General features: G+C 66.3%; 15 protein-coding genes. 10 read left to right on the top strand and 5 right to left on the bottom strand.

What is annotated here, in order from left to right; all coding sequences use genetic code 11:
- The first annotated feature begins 743 nt into the window (after positions 1-743).
- Positions 744-1,685, top strand: a complete 942-nt coding sequence (locus HALXA_RS08560) for a glycoside hydrolase family 43 protein (RefSeq protein ID WP_013879939.1) — start codon at positions 744-746, stop codon at positions 1,683-1,685.
- Between the two features lie 34 nt (positions 1,686-1,719).
- Here the strand turns inward: HALXA_RS08560 and HALXA_RS08555 are convergent, their stop codons facing one another.
- Positions 1,720-3,390 carry a tRNA uridine(34) 5-carboxymethylaminomethyl modification radical SAM/GNAT enzyme Elp3 gene (locus HALXA_RS08555; protein WP_013879938.1) on the bottom strand — a complete coding sequence of 557 codons (1,671 nt, stop codon included), beginning with the start codon at positions 3,388-3,390 and terminating at the stop codon, positions 1,720-1,722.
- 176 nt (positions 3,391-3,566) lie between these two features.
- Here HALXA_RS08555 and mbhE point away from each other — a divergent pair, with 176 nt between their 5' ends.
- From mbhE to mnhG, 7 genes are all read left to right on the top strand, one after another.
- Positions 3,567-5,981, top strand: coding sequence for a hydrogen gas-evolving membrane-bound hydrogenase subunit E (gene mbhE / locus HALXA_RS08550; protein ID WP_013879937.1), 2,415 nt, complete (start codon positions 3,567-3,569; stop codon positions 5,979-5,981).
- 121 nt (positions 5,982-6,102) lie between these two features.
- Complete coding sequence (locus HALXA_RS08545) at positions 6,103-6,567, top strand: MnhB domain-containing protein (protein WP_013879936.1); 465 nt, start codon at positions 6,103-6,105, stop codon at positions 6,565-6,567.
- Entirely contained in the window at positions 6,564-6,926 is a 363-nt protein-coding gene (locus HALXA_RS08540) for a sodium:proton antiporter (protein ID WP_013879935.1), read from the top strand. Before HALXA_RS08545 ends, HALXA_RS08540 begins: the two co-directional genes overlap by 4 nt.
- Positions 6,923-8,650 (top strand): Na+/H+ antiporter subunit D, encoded by a 1,728-nt coding sequence (locus tag HALXA_RS08535; protein WP_013879934.1) that lies wholly within the window; start codon positions 6,923-6,925, stop codon positions 8,648-8,650. The genes HALXA_RS08540 and HALXA_RS08535 overlap by 4 nt, the downstream gene beginning before the upstream one ends.
- The gene (locus HALXA_RS08530) at positions 8,650-9,315 is read left to right on the top strand and encodes a Na+/H+ antiporter subunit E (RefSeq protein ID WP_013879933.1); all 666 of its coding nucleotides are present in this window, start codon (positions 8,650-8,652) and stop codon (positions 9,313-9,315) included. Before HALXA_RS08535 ends, HALXA_RS08530 begins: the two co-directional genes overlap by 1 nt.
- A complete protein-coding gene (locus tag HALXA_RS08525) occupies positions 9,308-9,601 on the top strand; it encodes a monovalent cation/H+ antiporter complex subunit F (protein WP_013879932.1) in 294 nt (97 codons plus the stop codon). The genes HALXA_RS08530 and HALXA_RS08525 overlap by 8 nt, the downstream gene beginning before the upstream one ends.
- Positions 9,598-9,993 (top strand): monovalent cation/H(+) antiporter subunit G, encoded by a 396-nt coding sequence (gene mnhG / locus HALXA_RS08520; protein ID WP_013879931.1) that lies wholly within the window; start codon positions 9,598-9,600, stop codon positions 9,991-9,993. Before HALXA_RS08525 ends, mnhG begins: the two co-directional genes overlap by 4 nt.
- A 28-nt stretch (positions 9,994-10,021) precedes the next feature.
- Here mnhG and HALXA_RS08515 read toward each other — a convergent pair whose 3' ends face one another.
- The 3 genes from HALXA_RS08515 to HALXA_RS08505 all read right to left on the bottom strand — a co-directional run bounded on the left by HALXA_RS08515 (position 10,022) and on the right by HALXA_RS08505 (position 13,255).
- A complete protein-coding gene (locus tag HALXA_RS08515) occupies positions 10,022-10,597 on the bottom strand; it encodes an SHOCT domain-containing protein (RefSeq protein WP_013879930.1) in 576 nt (191 codons plus the stop codon).
- Positions 10,598-10,705: 108 nt separating this feature from the next.
- Positions 10,706-12,856, bottom strand: coding sequence for a DHH family phosphoesterase (locus HALXA_RS08510; protein WP_013879929.1), 2,151 nt, complete (start codon positions 12,854-12,856; stop codon positions 10,706-10,708).
- A gap of 135 nt (positions 12,857-12,991) precedes the next feature.
- On the bottom strand, positions 12,992-13,255 hold the full coding sequence (locus HALXA_RS08505; RefSeq protein ID WP_013879928.1) for a hypothetical protein: 264 nt from the start codon (positions 13,253-13,255) through the stop codon (positions 12,992-12,994).
- Between the two features lie 445 nt (positions 13,256-13,700).
- Between HALXA_RS08505 and HALXA_RS08500 the strand changes: the two genes are divergently transcribed.
- On the top strand, positions 13,701-14,429 hold the full coding sequence (locus tag HALXA_RS08500) for a metal-dependent hydrolase (RefSeq protein WP_013879927.1): 729 nt from the start codon (positions 13,701-13,703) through the stop codon (positions 14,427-14,429).
- Positions 14,430-14,581: 152 nt separating this feature from the next.
- Here HALXA_RS08500 and HALXA_RS08495 read toward each other — a convergent pair whose 3' ends face one another.
- Positions 14,582-15,196: a metal-dependent hydrolase gene (locus tag HALXA_RS08495; RefSeq protein ID WP_013879926.1), complete on the bottom strand. Its 615-nt coding sequence runs from the start codon at positions 15,194-15,196 to the stop codon at positions 14,582-14,584.
- 256 nt (positions 15,197-15,452) lie between these two features.
- On the opposite strand from HALXA_RS08495, the gene HALXA_RS08490 reads away from it, so the two are divergent.
- A complete protein-coding gene (locus HALXA_RS08490) occupies positions 15,453-15,848 on the top strand; it encodes an OsmC family protein (RefSeq protein WP_013879925.1) in 396 nt (131 codons plus the stop codon).
- Positions 15,849-15,933: the final 85 nt, after the last annotated feature.

Below are 15,933 nucleotides of genomic sequence, written 5' to 3'. Positions count from 1 at the left end.
CGAGGGTGAATATTGCGTATCAAAATGTTCACTCATAAAATATATTTCCGATCAGGGGAGAGGAATAACCATGAATCGAACTCTCCTGATCGGGGGGTACCAGAGATGACGCGGGACGGTCCAATGTGCGGTGCCACCGTCAACAGCGGTCACAGTTGCCCAGAATGTAGTGGGGGTCAGTCTGACGGGACTGCTGTCAAGGAAGTGGCGACAGACGGTGCAGATGCGAACGCGCCCCCCTCAGACGACGGACATCTGCCGGCGGACCTGTGGGTAACGATCGGAGCAGGCGTAACGTCTCTAGCTGCCGGAGCTGTCGGCTACATGAGTACATATCTATACTGGGAATCTGAATTTCCGTTTCCGATCATCTCTCTTATCACATTCGCATATCTCATCCAGATGGAGTCCGGGAAAAAGGCGGTCGGAACTGGACTCTACATTATCTCGGCGCTTCTCATCCTTTGGTAGGCTGTTACTGGTACGACATGCACACGTCCAATCTATTCGGCGGTGCAATATTTGTCGGTATGTTAATGCTTTTCGCAGTGGTTTTGGTGGCCATCACTGCCGCTATTGTGGGTGTGGTATTGAACCGAATCGCAGAGGAGTAGATGTGCATCGGTGCTCGAGCATTCGAGCGGGATATTCAACGTGGTTCCGTCGAAACCTCGGCTCAGGTGAGAGTACTAGCGCGTGACGAGATAGAAACGGATACGGGAGCGTGTACCAACTGTCGGGGTATGCCATACCTATTCGTTCACTTTCGGGAGAAGCGGACGCCCGACGGCGAGCAGGTGTACTTCGGGATCAGCGAAGACGGATTTCACTGGGAGGCGGTAAACGGCGGTGACCCCATACTCTGGAGCTACAAGGGCGACAAGGGGGTCAGGGACTGTACGATCACCAGAACGACCGACGGGCGGTTCGTGATCATGGGAACGGACCTCAGCCTGGCCTACGGGATGCCCAACCAGTACGACGGCTCGTGGGAGGAGATCAATCGCAACGGGAGCGACGCGCTGGTGCTGTGGGAGTCCGAGAACCTGGTCGACTGGTCCGACCAGCGGATGGTCGAACTCGGGGACGGACAGTTCGGCTGCCTCTGGGCGCCGGATATCACTTACGACGCTGAGAACGGCGACTATGTCGTCCACTGGTCGTCGTCCCACCGCAGCGACGAGTACGAGGAGAAGGCCATCTACTACGCCCGAACCGACTCGTTCGAGACGTTCTCGGAGCCGGAACTGCTATACCGAAAGGACGACAGCGGCGTCATCGATTCCGCGATGTACGAGGAAAACGGGTCGTACTACTGTTTCCTAAAGAGCGACGAGAACCCGACCGGCATCATTCTAGTGAAAAGCGACCGTCCGACCGGGCCGTTCACCCGAGTGTCGGCGTTCGATCGCACCATGGAGGGACTCGAGGGCGCGCGCTACGAAGCGCCGACCGCCGTGCGACTCGAGGACGGGCGGTGGTGTCTGTTCCTGGATTACTTCGGCGGTAGTCCGGAGACGCAGGGGTACGTGCCGTTCGTCGCCGAGTCGCTGGAGGGGGAGTTCGTGCGCGCCAACGAGGAGTTTTCGTTCCCGTACGGGTTCAAGCACGGGACGATTCTGCCGATCACGGGGGAGGAATACGAGCGTCTGCAGGAATACGAAAAGGATCCGTCGGAGCGGTAACGCGACCTCCGAGAACGAACTCCGGTATCGACCGTCAGAGCCGCTTGCTCACGTACGGCCCGTCCTGGTGGTAGCCGAGTTTGTTCCGGTAGTACTCGCGGGCGCCGATCCCGGAGATGACGCTGACCTTGTCGTAGCCCGCGTCGGCGGCGAGCTCCTCGGCCTTCTCCATCAGTCGGCGGCCGTAGCCCCTGTGCTGGTGCTGGTCCGTCTCTCCCTCGTCGCCCATGGTCACTTCGCTGCCGTAGACGTGGAGTTCGCGGATCAGGGCGGCGTTCTCGAGTTCCGGCCGCACCGGATTCGACGGGAACCGCAACCGGCAGAAGCCGATCAGGAGGTCCTTGTCGAAGTCCTCGACGGAGATGAAGTGCTCCGTGCCGCCGCAGGCGTCGTAGGTCATGACGTCGAGTTCGACGTTCTCGGGTTCCTCGTCGTTCATCCCGACTTCGCGACAGCGGATACAGTCGCAGGACCAGCCGTGTTCCTCCATGCGCTGGCGGGCGAGTTGCCGGAGGTTGGACTTCCAGACGCCGGCGTCGATGAAGTCCGCCGGGATGTCCCGCTGGACGCGCTGGAGGCGCGTGTAGCGGGGGATCATGTCCTTGATCTCCGCGATCAGTTCGGCGGCCTCGTCGTTGCCTAGCGGCTCGAACTCGCCGCGGTGCCACCAGTCGTAGGTCGCCGTGTCGCGGACGATTAGCATCGGGTAGATTTTGAGGTAGTCGGGCTTCCACTCCTCTTCCTCGAAGATGCGCCGGAAGTCCTCGAGACACATCTCCTTGGACATCCCGGGCTGGCCGGGCATCATGTGGAAGCCGACCTTAAAGGCCGAGTCCCGCAGCCGCTGGTTGGCGTCCATCGACTCCTGGACGCCGTGGCCGCGGTGCATCTCCCGGTTGACCCGCTCGTAGGTGGTCTGGACGCCGACCTCGACCTTCGTGCCGCCGAGATCGAGCATCCGGTCGATCTGCTCGGGGTCGCACCAGTCGGGCTTGGTCTCGAAGGTGGTCCCGATGTTGCGGACGTCCGCGGTCTCGTTCTCCGCGATCACGTCTTCCAAATACCGGAACTCGTACTCCTCCGGATCCTGCGCGAAGCTCTCTCCCTCGGCCGGTTCGGGCTCCTTGTCGACGTCGTAGTCGTTCATCGCCTCGAGGGCGCGCTTGACGAACCACTCCTGGTAGTCGTGGGAGCGGGCGGTCATGGTGCCGCCCATCAGGATCAGCTCCACTTTGTCGACGGGGTGGCCGATCTCGCGCAACTGCTCGAGGCGCAGCGTCACCTGCCCGTACGGATCGTAATCGTTCTGGACGCCGCGGGCCGCAGCGGGTTCTTCGCCCGTGTAGCTCTGCGAGGAGGAAAACTCCGAGTCAGGGCCGCCGGGACAGTAGAGACACTTCCCGTGCGGGCAGCGCTCGGGCGAGGTCATGATCGCGACCGGCGAGACTCCCGATGCGGTGCGGACCGGCTTGCGCTGGAGCACCGCCTCGAGGTCCTCGCGGTGCTCCTGGGGCGCGTAGTCGAGCAGCTCGGAGTTTTTCGGCACCTTCGGGGCCGAGTGCTCCGAGCAGGCCTCGAGTTTGGCCTTCTCGACCTCGTCGCGCTCGATCTCGCCCGCGAGGATCCGGTCGACTAGCGTCTCGCAGACCTGCCGGAAGGCTTCGGTTTCCGTGGGATCGTCGGAATCGGGCGTCTCGGTACTCACTACACGATTCTGGTCGGTCGCGGCGAATAAGCGTGTCGGAGTCGTGGTTGTGGCCTCGGGCGGACGGCCGACGCTGCGGTGCGTACGGCCGGGAGGATCCGATCCAGTCCGTCGATTCTCGGCGTCGCGTATTCGTGCCGAACCGTTAAATTACGCCTGTGTGTACAATAGCAGACGTGCCTCCCGAGTTGTCGATCGTACTTTCGGCGGTCGCGCTGCCGTTCGTAGTCGCGGGGTTGACGCCACTCTTGCGCCGAATCCTCGGCGAGTACGTCGGCTACGCCGGCGCCGCGGTGGCGCTGACCTGTTTCGGCCTACTCGCCTCGCAGTACGGCACCGAGGGCCCCGTCGACTTCACCTGGATTCCGTCGCTCGAGATCGCGATGCAGTTCTACGTCGACGGCTGGGCCCTCCTCTTCGCCCTGCTCGCGAGCGGCATCGGGACCCTCATCTTCCTCTACTCGCCCGCCTACATGCACGGCGAGTCCCACCTCACGCGCTTCTACGCCGCCCTCCTCGCGTTCATGGGATCGATCATCGGCGTCGCGCTGGCGGCCAACCTCGTCGCGATCTTCCTCTTCTGGGAACTCACGAGCCTCTGTTCGTTCGTCCTGATCGGCCACTACACCGAGGACGACTCCTCCAAGTACGCCGCCCGGATGGCCATGTTCATCACCGTCGGCGGCGGCCTCTTCCTGCTGGTCGGCCTGCTCATGCTGTCGATCGTCGCCGGCGACGCGATCGGCGCGGCGGCGACGTTCGACCTCGTCGCGATGCTCGAGAACCCCGACGCGATGCGGGAGGGGCTCCGCGAGCGCGGGCTGTTCGTCCCGGTCCTGCTCCTGCTGGCGATCGGCGCGGGGACCAAGTCCGCGCAGGTGCCGGTCCACTTCTGGCTGCCCAACGCGATGGCGGCTCCGACGCCGGTTTCGGCCTTTCTCCACTCCGCGACGATGGTGAAGGTCGGCGTCTACTTCGTCGGCCGCGTCCGCCCGCTGCTCGTCGGCGAGGAGTGGCTGTTGCTGTTCGCGACGCTCGGCCTGACGACGATGACCGTCTGTGCGATCATGGCCGTCGCGTCGACGGACGTCAAGGAACTGCTCGCGTACTCGACCGCGAGCCACCTCGGGCTGATGGTCGCCGGATTCGGCTTCACGTCGGTCTACGGCGCTGAGGCGGGCGTTTTCCACCTTCTGAACCACGCGCTGTTCAAGGCCGCGCTGTTCCTGATCGCCGGCATCATCGCCCACGAGGCCGGTACGCGGGAACTCGAGAACCTGAGCGGGCTCCGACAGGATCTGCCGATCACCGCGGCGATGACGACCGTCGTCGCGCTCTCGATGGCCGGCATCCCGCCCTTTAACGGCTTCTACTCGAAGGAACTGCTGTTCGAGGCGGCCGTGGAGGCGAGCCACTACCACGATATCGGGATACTGGGCTGGCTCTACCCCGCCGTCGCCGTCTTCGGGAGCGTCTTCACCGTACTCTACTCGCTGAAGTTCCTCTCGCTGTTCTTCGGTAACCGGCCGGACGCGCTCGGCCACGTCCACCGGCCCGGCGTTACGCTGCTGCTCTCGCCGGCCGTGCTGGCGCTGCTGGCCGCCGTCGTCAGCGTCCGCCCGCAACTCGCGATCGACGCGATCGTCCAGTCCGGTCTCGAGGCCACGGCCGTCGATCCTCACGAGATGCACGTCGGCATTCCGACGTCGTACTCGCCCGCGGCCGCCATGAGCGCGGTCACGATCGGTACCGGCTTGCTCGCGTTCCCCTTCTACGACCGTCTTCACCGGGGTATCCGCGCGATTCCGCACACGCTCCCGCCGACGAGCGCGAACTGGTGGTACGACGCCGTCGTCGGCAACCTCACCGGCGCGGGCGCGTGGCTCGGTTCGCGGGTCCACAACGGCCTGCTGCGAACCTACGCGACGTGGACGCTGCTTGCCACCGCCGCCCTCGCGTTGGCCGGATTCGTCGCAACGGGCGCCGTGACGGCGACCGTGTTCGGCCTCGAGACGCCGCCGGCGGTCGCGCTCGTGCTGGTCGTCGCGGTCGCCGCCGGCCTCGCGGTCGTGACGTCCGACTCCCACGTTGCGGGCGTGCTTACCCTCTCGATTCTGGGCTTCATGGTTGCGATCTTCTACATCCTCGGCAGCGCGCCGGACCTCGCGCTGACCCAGCTGGTCGTCGAGACGCTCGTGCTGTTGATCTTCCTGCTCGTGATCGAGGAGATTCCGGAGTACTACGAAGTGGAGATCGGGAGAGTCGTCCGCGACGCCGTCGTCTCCGTGGCCGTCGGCGCGACCGCGTTCATCACGGTGCTGGTCGCGACCGACGCCCGCCCGGACGGGAACACGGACATCGCGGAGGCCTACGCCAATCTGGCAGTTCCCGAGGGCGGCGGCACGAACATCGTCAACGTCACCCTCGTGGACTTCCGCGGCTTCGACACCCTCGGCGAACTCGTCGTGGTCGCGCTGGCCGCGATCTCGATCCTGACGCTGATCGTCATGCGGACCGGCGGTGCCGGCGGAGCCGACGGGACAGATCCCACTGTGGACGGTACCAGTCACACTCGAGGAGATGACGAATGAGACGGAGACGACGCCCTTCGACGGTGGTATCGACTCGAGGAGACCGAGGTCGAAACCGACACCGGATCCGCACCCGCAGTCGCCGACAGCGAACCCGCACCTCCAGCCGAGGTGGGTGCCGATGACAACCGTCATCATGCGCACGACCGCGCGGGCGATCGTCCCGATCATTCTGGTCGTCGCCATCGCGCTGTTCGTGGAGGGGCACAACCTCCCCGGCGGCGGCTTCATCGGCGGCGTGCTCACGGTGACGGCTTTCGCCGTGCTCTATCTGGCCTTCGGGCTGGACTTCTTAGAGCGCGGCGTGCTCGGGCGCGACGTCGAACCCGGGAAGGAACCCTCGCGGGACCGGGTCGTCGTGGCCTACCGCCGAATCTTCGAATATGGCCTCGCGATCGCCGTCGTCAGCGGGCTGGTGCCGTTACTGTTCGATCTGCCCTTCCTCTCCCAGACCTACTGGGTGTTCGAGGACGTGCCGATCTACGGCACCGTCGAGGTGGCGAGCGCGATGGCGTTCGACTTCGGGGTCTACTGCGTGGTCGTCGGCGGCCTGCTCACGATCCTCTCGGTGGTGGGAGCCGAATGACGGCCGTCGTCCTCGCAGCCGTGGTCGGCGCGCTGTTCGCACTGGGGACCTTCCTGCTGCTCCGGCGGGACCTGATCCGCGTCGTCTGGGGGCTGGCGATCATCAGCCAGGCCGCGAACGTCTACCTGCTCGCGATGGGCGGCATTACGGAGGGGACCGCCGAGACGGTGCCCGTCCTCGAGGGTCACGGCCACGATATCCACGTCCCGGTCGGAATCGCGGACCCGCTCGTGCAGGCTCTCGTGCTGACGGCCATCGTGATCGGCTTCGGCATGACCGCCTTCGCGCTGGTGCTGTCCTACCGGGTGTACGAGGAGCACGACACGCTTGACGTCTCGGAACTGGGTGATCGCGAATGACGCTGTCCGCGCTGTGCTCGACCGCGACGACGATGCCGCCGCTGCCGCTCGCGGCGCTGCCGGTCGGCACCGAGTCGCAACTGGTGATCGCCCCGATGCTGATCGTCCTCGTGGCGGCCGTCGCCAGCCTCCTGCTCGGTCGCTGGCCCCGCGCCCGGATCGGCGTCAGCCTCGCGGGCGGAGCGGCCTACGCCGTCGCCGTCGCGGCGATCGACTGGTACGTCGTCCTCGCACCGGGCGCGCCGGGGATCGTGACCTACCAGGTCGGCGACTGGGTCGCCCCCGTCGGCATCACGCTCGTCGTCGACGGCCTCTCGGCGTTCATGCTGACGATGGTCGCCGTCCTCGGGATCGCGTCGCTGGTGTTCTCGACGCGCGTGCTTCCCGAGATCGACCGGCGGAGCTACTACTTCCCGCTCTTTCACTTCCTGGCGCTGGGCGTCACCGGCGCCTTCCTCACCGGCGACCTGTTCAACCTGTTCGTCTGGTTCGAGGTGATGCTGATGGCGAGTTACATCTTCGTCGCCTACTACGGCGGCCCCCAGCACACCCGCGCCGCCTTCTGGTACGTCTCGCTGAACCTGCTGGCCAGCGCCGTCTTCCTGCTGGGCGTCGGCGGCGTCTACGCCGTGACCGGCACGCTCAACATGGCCGACCTCTCGAGGCGGCTGGCCGATCCCGCCGCCTTCGGGATCGAACCCGAGGCGGCCCTCGGGCTCTACGCCCTGCTCTTGTCGGTGTTCGCCATCAAGGCCGGCCTCGTCCCCTTCCAGTTCTGGATTCCGACCGCCTACCGGGCCGCGCCGCCCCAGATCAGCGCGCTGCTGGCCGGCGCGACGAAGAAGGTCGGCATCTACGCGATCATCCGACTCTCCTTTACGGTGTTCGCCGACGCGCCGATCGCCGTCGACCTCTCGATTCCGGGTACCGGCATCGGGATCGTCGGCGACTCGCCGCTCGTCTTCGTCGGCGCCGCCCTCTTCGTCATGGCCGCCGCCAGCATCCTCGTCGGCGGGATCGGCGCCGTCGGCCGCAACTCCATCGAGGGCGTGCTCGCGTACTCGAGCATCGGGCAGGTCGGCTTCATCGCGATTCCGGTCGCGATCGCGGCGACGACGGCCAGCGCCGAACTGCGCCACCTCGCGCTCGTCGCCGCGCTGGTGTACGCGCTCAACCACACGCTGGCGAAGGGGCTCCTGTTTTTGGCGGTCGGCGCGGTCCGCTCGGCGACCGGCACGAGCCGATTGGCCGACCTCGGCGGGCTGGCGGAGCGGTCGCCGATGCTCGCGATCCCCTTCTTCATCGCCTCGCTCTCGCTCGTAGGCATCCCGCCGCTGTCGGGATTCTTCGGGAAGTTCCTCGTCTTCGATTCGGCCGCTCGAGCGGAGGCGGCGCCCGTCGTCGTCCTCCTGCTGGTCGGCTCGCTGCTGACCATCGCGTACGCGACGCGGGTGTGGAATCGGAGCTTCTGGGGGAACCGAACGCCGGCGGTCGAGAACGCGACCACGGACGGCGTGCAACTGGCCGTCCTCGCCGTCCTCGCCGCGGCGATCGTGCTGGTCGGCGTCGGCTTCGAACCGGTCTACGAGTTCGCCGACGCGGCCGCGAACGCCGCAGTCGACGCCGACGCGTACGTCGAGGCCGTCGATCCGGCGGACGCGAGCGAGCTCGAGATGCCGGATGACGGCGCTGGCAACGAAACCGAAAACGGAGGTGGACACTAATGAGAGTCAAAACCTGGCCCCTCGCCGGCGCCGCCTTCGCCGTCCTGTGGATCTTCGTCCGCGGGATCGGGCTCTCACCGGCGGCGCTTCTGGGGCAGTTCCTCGAGGGGCTGGTCATCGGCCTGCCGATCGCGTTCGTCTTCCGCCGGCTGTACGTCGAGCGGATCGACCTCGGCCGCGGCGTCCGCGCGCTGCCCTACGCCGGGCTCTACCTCGCGACGTTCGCCTGGGAGATCGTCCGGGCGAACGCGGACATGGTCTACCGGGTGCTCGCCCCGGGGATACCGATCGAACCCGAGGTGATCCTGGTGCCGCTGCGGGCCGAGACCGACGTCGCGATCACGCTGCTGGCCAACAGCATCACCATCACGCCCGGCACCGTCGCGCTGGACTACGACGCGGAGACGAACGCGCTCTACGTCCACGCCGTCGACGGCCGCGACCCCGAGGCGATCGCCGCGCCGATCCGGCAGTGGGAGGACTACGCCCTCGAGATGTTCGACGAGGACGCCTCCCCTGAGGACGCGCCACCCGAAATCGTCGTCTCCGGCGGGGAACGGGACCGCGGCGGAAACGGAGCGAACGAGGACCACAATCGAGGAAGAACTGAGAGTGAAACCGACAAACCCGCGGACCGCGAACGACGAGGTGTCGACGATGAGTGAGGCGACCGACCCGGCGCTGCTCGAGACGGTAATCAGTGCGGCGTTAGTGATCGTGAGCGGGCTCTGCGTGCTCTGTAGCTACCGGGTGATCCGCGGGCCGACGAATCCTGACCGGGTGGTCGCGCTCGACGCCATCGCGACGAACGTCGTCGCGATCGCGGTGCTGTTCGCGCTGCAGACGGAGCGGGGCCTGTTCCTAACCGTGAGCCTCGTGCTCGCGATCATCGGCTTCATCGCGACCGTCGCGGTCGCCAAGTTCGTCACCGAAGGTGAGGTGATCGAATGATCCACGATATCGTCATCCTCGCGCTGGTCGTCGTCGGGGTCTTCTTCCTGACGGTCGGCACGATCGGCCTGTTGCGCCTGCCGAACGTCTACAACCGGATGCACGCCACGAGCAAGCCCACGACGCTCGGCACCGCCGCGATCTTCCTGGCCGGCTTCGTCGAGTTCGGCCCCGGCGGCGACGGCCTGACCGCGCTGCTCGGCATCGCCTTCCTCCTCCTGACCGTGCCGACCGGCGCGCACATGATCGCCCGCGCCGCCGAGCGGATCGGCATTCCGTTCCTCGGGAGCGTTACGTGGCCGGATCCGTCGGCAGTCGAGCGGGACGAGCGAACCGAGTCCCGTTCCGAGACCGGGACTGGAACCGGGTCCGAAGCGACCGACGACGACTGACGCACCGTCTCGCTCGCGGCGGACTTGCTTACGATTCGTACTCGTAGTCGCGTTCCGTCCGATTCTCGCCTTCGCGGCCGTCCGCACCGTCGCTCGTCCCGTCTTGAGCGCGTCCCCGCGCGGATCGGTCCTCCACCCAATCTGCGACGTCCTCGAGCGTCTCCGTGTGCAGCAACCGCTCGAGTTTGCGCTCGAACTGCTCGTCCGTCAACTCGCCCGCGGCGTACCGATCGCGCAGCGTCTCGAGGGCATCGCGCCGGTCCGATTCGTCGGTCTGCGACCGATGCGAACTACCGGATCGCGGCTCGGTCCGCCCCGGCTCTCGATTTGCGGCCGTGTCCGCGTCCGCACTCGAGCGCTGGCCGCTCTCGCCGACCAACGCTCGATACTCCCCGTCGTTCCCGAACAGCATCGTGATGAGCGGGACGACGACGATGTAGCCAACGATCGCGAACGGGAGCAACCACATCAGTCCGGAGAAACCGGCGACGAGAAGCAGGCCGGTGGCGACCAGCACCGTGATTTCAGTGACGTTCTCGCGGAGTCGCGCCGCCGGTCCCTCGCCGCCGTTGCGGTCGCGGCCGGGCGGTCCGGTCCGTCTCATACCGGAGCGACGCGCTCGACGGTAAAGACAGTTGTCGTCCAGCCATCATTTCTGGGGCGGCGGCGCAATCGCTATGCAGTGCGTACGGACGACGGAGAAGGGCGCGAGTTACGCGAGCGTCTCGTCGAGCGCTGCGAGCGCGGCGTCGCGGACGGCTGCCCGTTCGCCGGGCAGGAACTCGATGTGACCGTCCTGGCCGCCGACGACGCGGACGCCGGCGTCGGGCGCGGCCGCCTTGATAGCGTCGCCGAGGTCGCGGACGTTCAGCGACTCGGTCGCGCGGACGTGCAGTTCGTCGTCGCCGACGCCCAGCGTCACGAACGGCCCCTCGTCGCGCTGACGACGGTGGAGTTCGTCCAGCAGCATCGTCGTCGTCGGGAAGTTGTACCGGTGGGTGAAGGCCGACGTGTCGAGGACGGCAACGGTGATCCCGTCGACTTCCTCCGTCGTGAGGTTCTCGCGGGCCGTCTCGAGTTCGGTGTCGAGCTTCGCGCGGAACTGCTCGGAGACGTGGGCCGCGAGGTCGCCGTCGTCGTCAAAGAGCAGGTCGGCGACGAGTTCGCGCTTGTCCTTGTAGGACTGGTAGTAGGCCTCGAGCGCGACGGCTTCGCGGCGCTCCGAGATGGCCGTCTCGTCGTAGCCGGCCTCGGTGGCGAGCTCGAGGTAGGCTTCGGGGGCGTTCTCCCAGTAGCTGACTGCGGGGAGGTGCCGGAGGTCGTCCCGGACGTCGTCGTTGACGTGGGCGGCGACGTTCGCGGCCAGCGCCGTCGAGGTGACGTCGGCGACGTCGGCGCCCGCGAGCGACGGCGTCGCGGCGACCGAGACCGCGTCGACGATCTCCTCGTCGGCGCGACTGTCGTCGATGACGAGCGCGTCGGCGCCGTAGAGGCTGAGCAGTTCGTAGCCGTCGGCCGACTCCTCGGTCGCGCCGGCGTCGACGAGCACGATCAGCGGCAGTTGCTCGCCGTGGCGGTCGCGGGCCTCGAGCATCGAAGTGACGTCGTCGGTGGCGGCGTCCATGCCGTAGACGCGGCCGTCGAGCGGGCGGCGCTCGAAGTAGTGGTACTCCGCGTCCTCGCGGGTGTGCTTCTCGCGGATCAGCGGGAGCACGGCGCGTTCGATGGCGGCGCCGGCGACGTAGCCGTCGGCGGTCGCGCCGTGGCGGACGACGATCGGGCGCGCTTCCATGACCGCGCGGCGGATGGCCGTCGCGGCGTCGAGCAGTTCGTCCTCGACGGCGGTGACGGCGTCGTGGTCCGCGAGGAACTCGACCTCCGCGGGTCGGGCCTCGCGTTCGATCGCGCTCTCTAAGCGGTCGACGACGGCCTCGCGGTCCTCGCCGTCGAGGATCTCGAGCGTCTCGGTTTCGACCTGCAGGTCGCCGTGGTGGCGTTCGACCTCGCCCTCTAAGGCGACGACGTCGTCGATCTCGACGTCGGGATAGGCGCGAACGCCGGCTTCCTCGAATGCGGCGCACTCGACGGTGCCGGTCTCGTCGCGCAGCGTGAACACCGTGGGGCCGCTGGTCTGGCGGATGCCGGTGATCTCGCCCTCGAGGCGAACGACGCTGCCGACCTGGTTGTCGATGGCGTCGACGGTCGTCCGCTTGAGCGGCGCGTCCTCGGTCGTGGGCTCGGCGTCGGCCGCGTCGTCGGTGGCCGCGGTCGACGTCGGGCTCTCGGTCGCGACGGTGCCGCCGGCGGACGCCGCGCCCGCGGTGGCGGGCTGTTCGTCGGACGGACCGGTGTCGTCGGCGGCCGTCTGGAGTTCGCCGGCGTCGACGTCTGCCGACTGCTGGTCGCTTTCGCGCTGACTCTCCTGGGTGTCGGAGGAGTCGGTGACGTCCGACTCGCTCTCTCCCTCACCCTCGTCCTCGAACTCCTCGGGAAGAACCTCCGAGTCGCCCGTGTCGATCAGCTTGCCGCGGAACTCGCGTTCGCGCTGGCGGATCGACCAGCCGAGGTCGACGTTGCCGTTGTCCCGAACGTCGAGCACCTGGACGTAGACGTCGTCGCCCGGTTCCCAGTCGAGACTCTCGAGTCGTTTGTCGAGTTCGCTTCTGTGCAACAGGCCGGTGACGTGATCTCCGACGTCGACGAAGACGCCGAAGTCGGCGTAGCCGTCGACGGTGCCCCGGTAGTAGCGACCGGGGGAGAGCTGCGAGGCCGAGGACCCGCGGAACTCGAAGACCGCGTCCTCCTCGTGACTCTCGCAGATCTGCCCGTCAACGGGTGTGCCGCAGATGATACAGTTACCCATCTATTCGGTTCAAGCAGGTTCGCCCTAAAACGGTTGTCGAAATGCGTCCGTCGGTCGACCGACACGTCTGCGGGTACCGGTTGCTGATCGCAGTGCGATCCGCTGGGGTCCTGTACCGACCGCTCAGTCCTCTAGTCAGTCGAACGCCGCCGACTCCTCCTCGAGCCGCTCGATGTCGTCGGCGAGTTCGCGGACCTGCTCGGGGAACAGCGACACCTGGATCTCGTTCTCGTCGTCGTCCTCGAAAACGAGTTTGACCCGCTTGTCGCCGAACTCCCGGCCTTCGGCGGATTCGACGTCGAACAGCTTGACCGTCGCCGACTTGTTCTTCGGACCGACGTTCTTGATCGACCCGTCGTTGAGCTCTACCATGAAGTCCTCGAGCGTCAGTGCGAGCATACCCGCCGTACGTGGTCGACGTAAAAAACGACACGGCATCGTCGCCACCGGCAGCCCGGTGGCGACATTCGGAGGACCGCTCCGTGCCGTCGTCACGAAAATCGAGCGAGCGGGATATCGCCGTTGCGTTCGAGCCCCCTGGAATGTCGTGTGACTGGTCCTGCAACACCGATCGCCGCTCGTCCGATCGCTACTGACAGCGATCGACCGCATGCGCGGTGTGTCAATACGCGTGCGGCTTGCTACCGTTGCGATGGGCGTCCCATAAATGTTGGTGATCGTGTACGTTTCATCCGTGCCGAAAACGTCGCAAATTAGCCGCGCGGGTCTCGGTATCGAACCGGAGGCCGCTCGAGGAGGCGGTATCGATTCGTCTACCGCTCCCGCGGAAATCGCTGCCCGCGCACCCAGTTTTAAGTCCGTTTCGCGTCAACGTTCGACCGCTATGGAACTCACCTGGCACGGCCACTCGACGTGGCACGTCACCGTTGGCGACACCGAGTTGCTGATCGATCCGTTCTTCGACAACCCGAAGACGGAGCTGGACCCGTCGGACGTCGAGACGCCCGACTACGTGCTGTTGACCCACGGCCACGCCGACCACATCTCCCACGCCGGGGAGTTCTCCGACGCGACGCTGGTCGCGACGCCGGAACTGGTCTCCTACTGCGAGGACGAGTTCGGCTACGAGGACGCCGTCGGCGGGATGGGGATGAACCTCGGCGGCACCGTCGAGTGCGGCGACGCCTACGTCACGATGCACCGCGCCGACCACACCAACGGGATCATGACCGAGTACGACGTCGACGCCGGCATGCCGACCGGCTTCGTCATCTCCGATACGAAGCCCACGCAGATCGCCGACGAGGAGTCGACGACCTTCTACGACGCCGGCGACACCGCGCTCATGACCGAGATGCGCGACGTCATCGGTCCGTACTTGGAGCCCGACGCCGCCGCCGTGCCGATCGGCGACCACTTCACGATGGGTCCCCAGCAGGCCGCCATCGCCGTCGACTGGCTCGACGTCGACGTCGCCCTCCCGCAGCACTACGACACCTTCCCGCCGATCGAGCAGGATCCGGCGGACTTCGAGCGCGAGGTCGACGCGACCGGCGGCGACGCAGAGGTGCAGGTCCTCGAGGCCGACGAGCCGTTCGAACTCGAGAGCTGACCGCACGGCTCGATCCGGACGGGCCGCAATACGACTTCTTATCCCGGATTTACGCTATCTCCGGCGGTCGACCGCTGACACGAGGGGCGCGATCCCGTCGCCCGTAATCCCGTAGAACAGCCGTTTTCGCCGTTCGGCGCCTCGACTGCTCGTCAATCGGTCCTGCTCGCGCGGTACTGATCGGCACCGTCGTCTCGAGCGTCCTCTCCGTCTCGGCTTCCGATCCGGTAGCGCGTCTCGAGCGGGTACCGCTCGTACCGGGCCAACAGCAGGTGGAGTCCGACGGCGACGGCGAGCAGTCCATAGTTCCAGACCGGCGAGTTGTAGTAGATGACGTCGACGATTACGGGTTCTGAGTAGATCGGCCAGAACGGTGTAAGCGGTGCCGCGATGTCCGGCGCCGAGAGGATATCCGCGAACAGGTGGCTGACGCCGCCGACGATCAGGCCCGCCGTCGCGAAGACGAAGACCGTCTCGGATTCGATTTCCGTACTCCGAATCCAGCGGTGGGCGTTGAGCCGGGCGGTGAGATACGTCGACGCGACCGCGCCGCCGACCGCGCCCCCGAGCGCGACGAACACCAGCGTGTGAGTGATCCCGTGGTGGGAGATCGGCAGGACGTGTTGCAACACCAGATCGGCGTCCGGGAGCATCGCCGTCACGAGCGTAAAGGCCGTGAATCCGAGCGCCGCTCGGCGGCCCCAAATCATCCACGCGGGCGCGGCGAACACCAGCGCCATGCCGAAGTGACCGGTTACGTCGACCATTTTCACTCGAGTGGCAGTCGTCGAAGCCGTTTTCGGGTTCCGACCGATCGCACACGCGGTCGTCGCCGTCGAAGCGACGCCGGTCGCGACCGCCAACTCGATCCCGTCCTGAGATTCGTCATCGTTCGTCCAGATCGTCTTTCGAGCGAAATGAAAGGAGATTCCGCTGCAAACGCAAGGTGAAGAGCCGTCGCCGCCGCTTTCTTCCGCGCCCCACCAAACGTTTACAGCGTCGCCCGTGGACGGTCCGCCTGCTATGGCGAAGCAAGTCACCACGGTATCCGAGGAGGGATACAGCGCCACGAACGAGATCCGCGACTTCGAGACGACCATCGACGCCAACGGGGAGGACGCGCCCGACACGCTCGAGGCGCTGCTGGCCGCCTACGGCTCCTGTTACGTCCCCGCGCTCCGCGTCGGCGGACAGCAGCGCGGCGCCGACGACCTCGGGACGATCGAGATCGACATCACCGGCGATCTCAACGACGACGACAAACTCGAGTCGATCGCCTTCGACATCCGCGTCGAGGCCGACGTGGACGACGAAACGGGCGAGGAGATCGTCGAGCGCGCGTTCGAACTCTGCAAGGTTCACGACGCCCTGAAGGACGACCTCCACGCGGAGACGAGCTTCGAGGGCGGCGCCGTCTAACCTGCCGACTCGTTGCCGCTCTTTTCACGCCGAGACCCTTCAATCTGAAAACCGGTCGGGAAGCCGACCGCTCCGAACCACCATA

Origin of the sequence: Halopiger xanaduensis SH-6, assembly GCF_000217715.1 — an archaeon.
Classification (GTDB): domain Archaea; phylum Halobacteriota; class Halobacteria; order Halobacteriales; family Natrialbaceae; genus Halopiger; species Halopiger xanaduensis.
The sequence above is the reverse complement of the archived record's forward strand: the minus strand, read 5'-3'. Positions and strand labels throughout refer to the sequence as shown.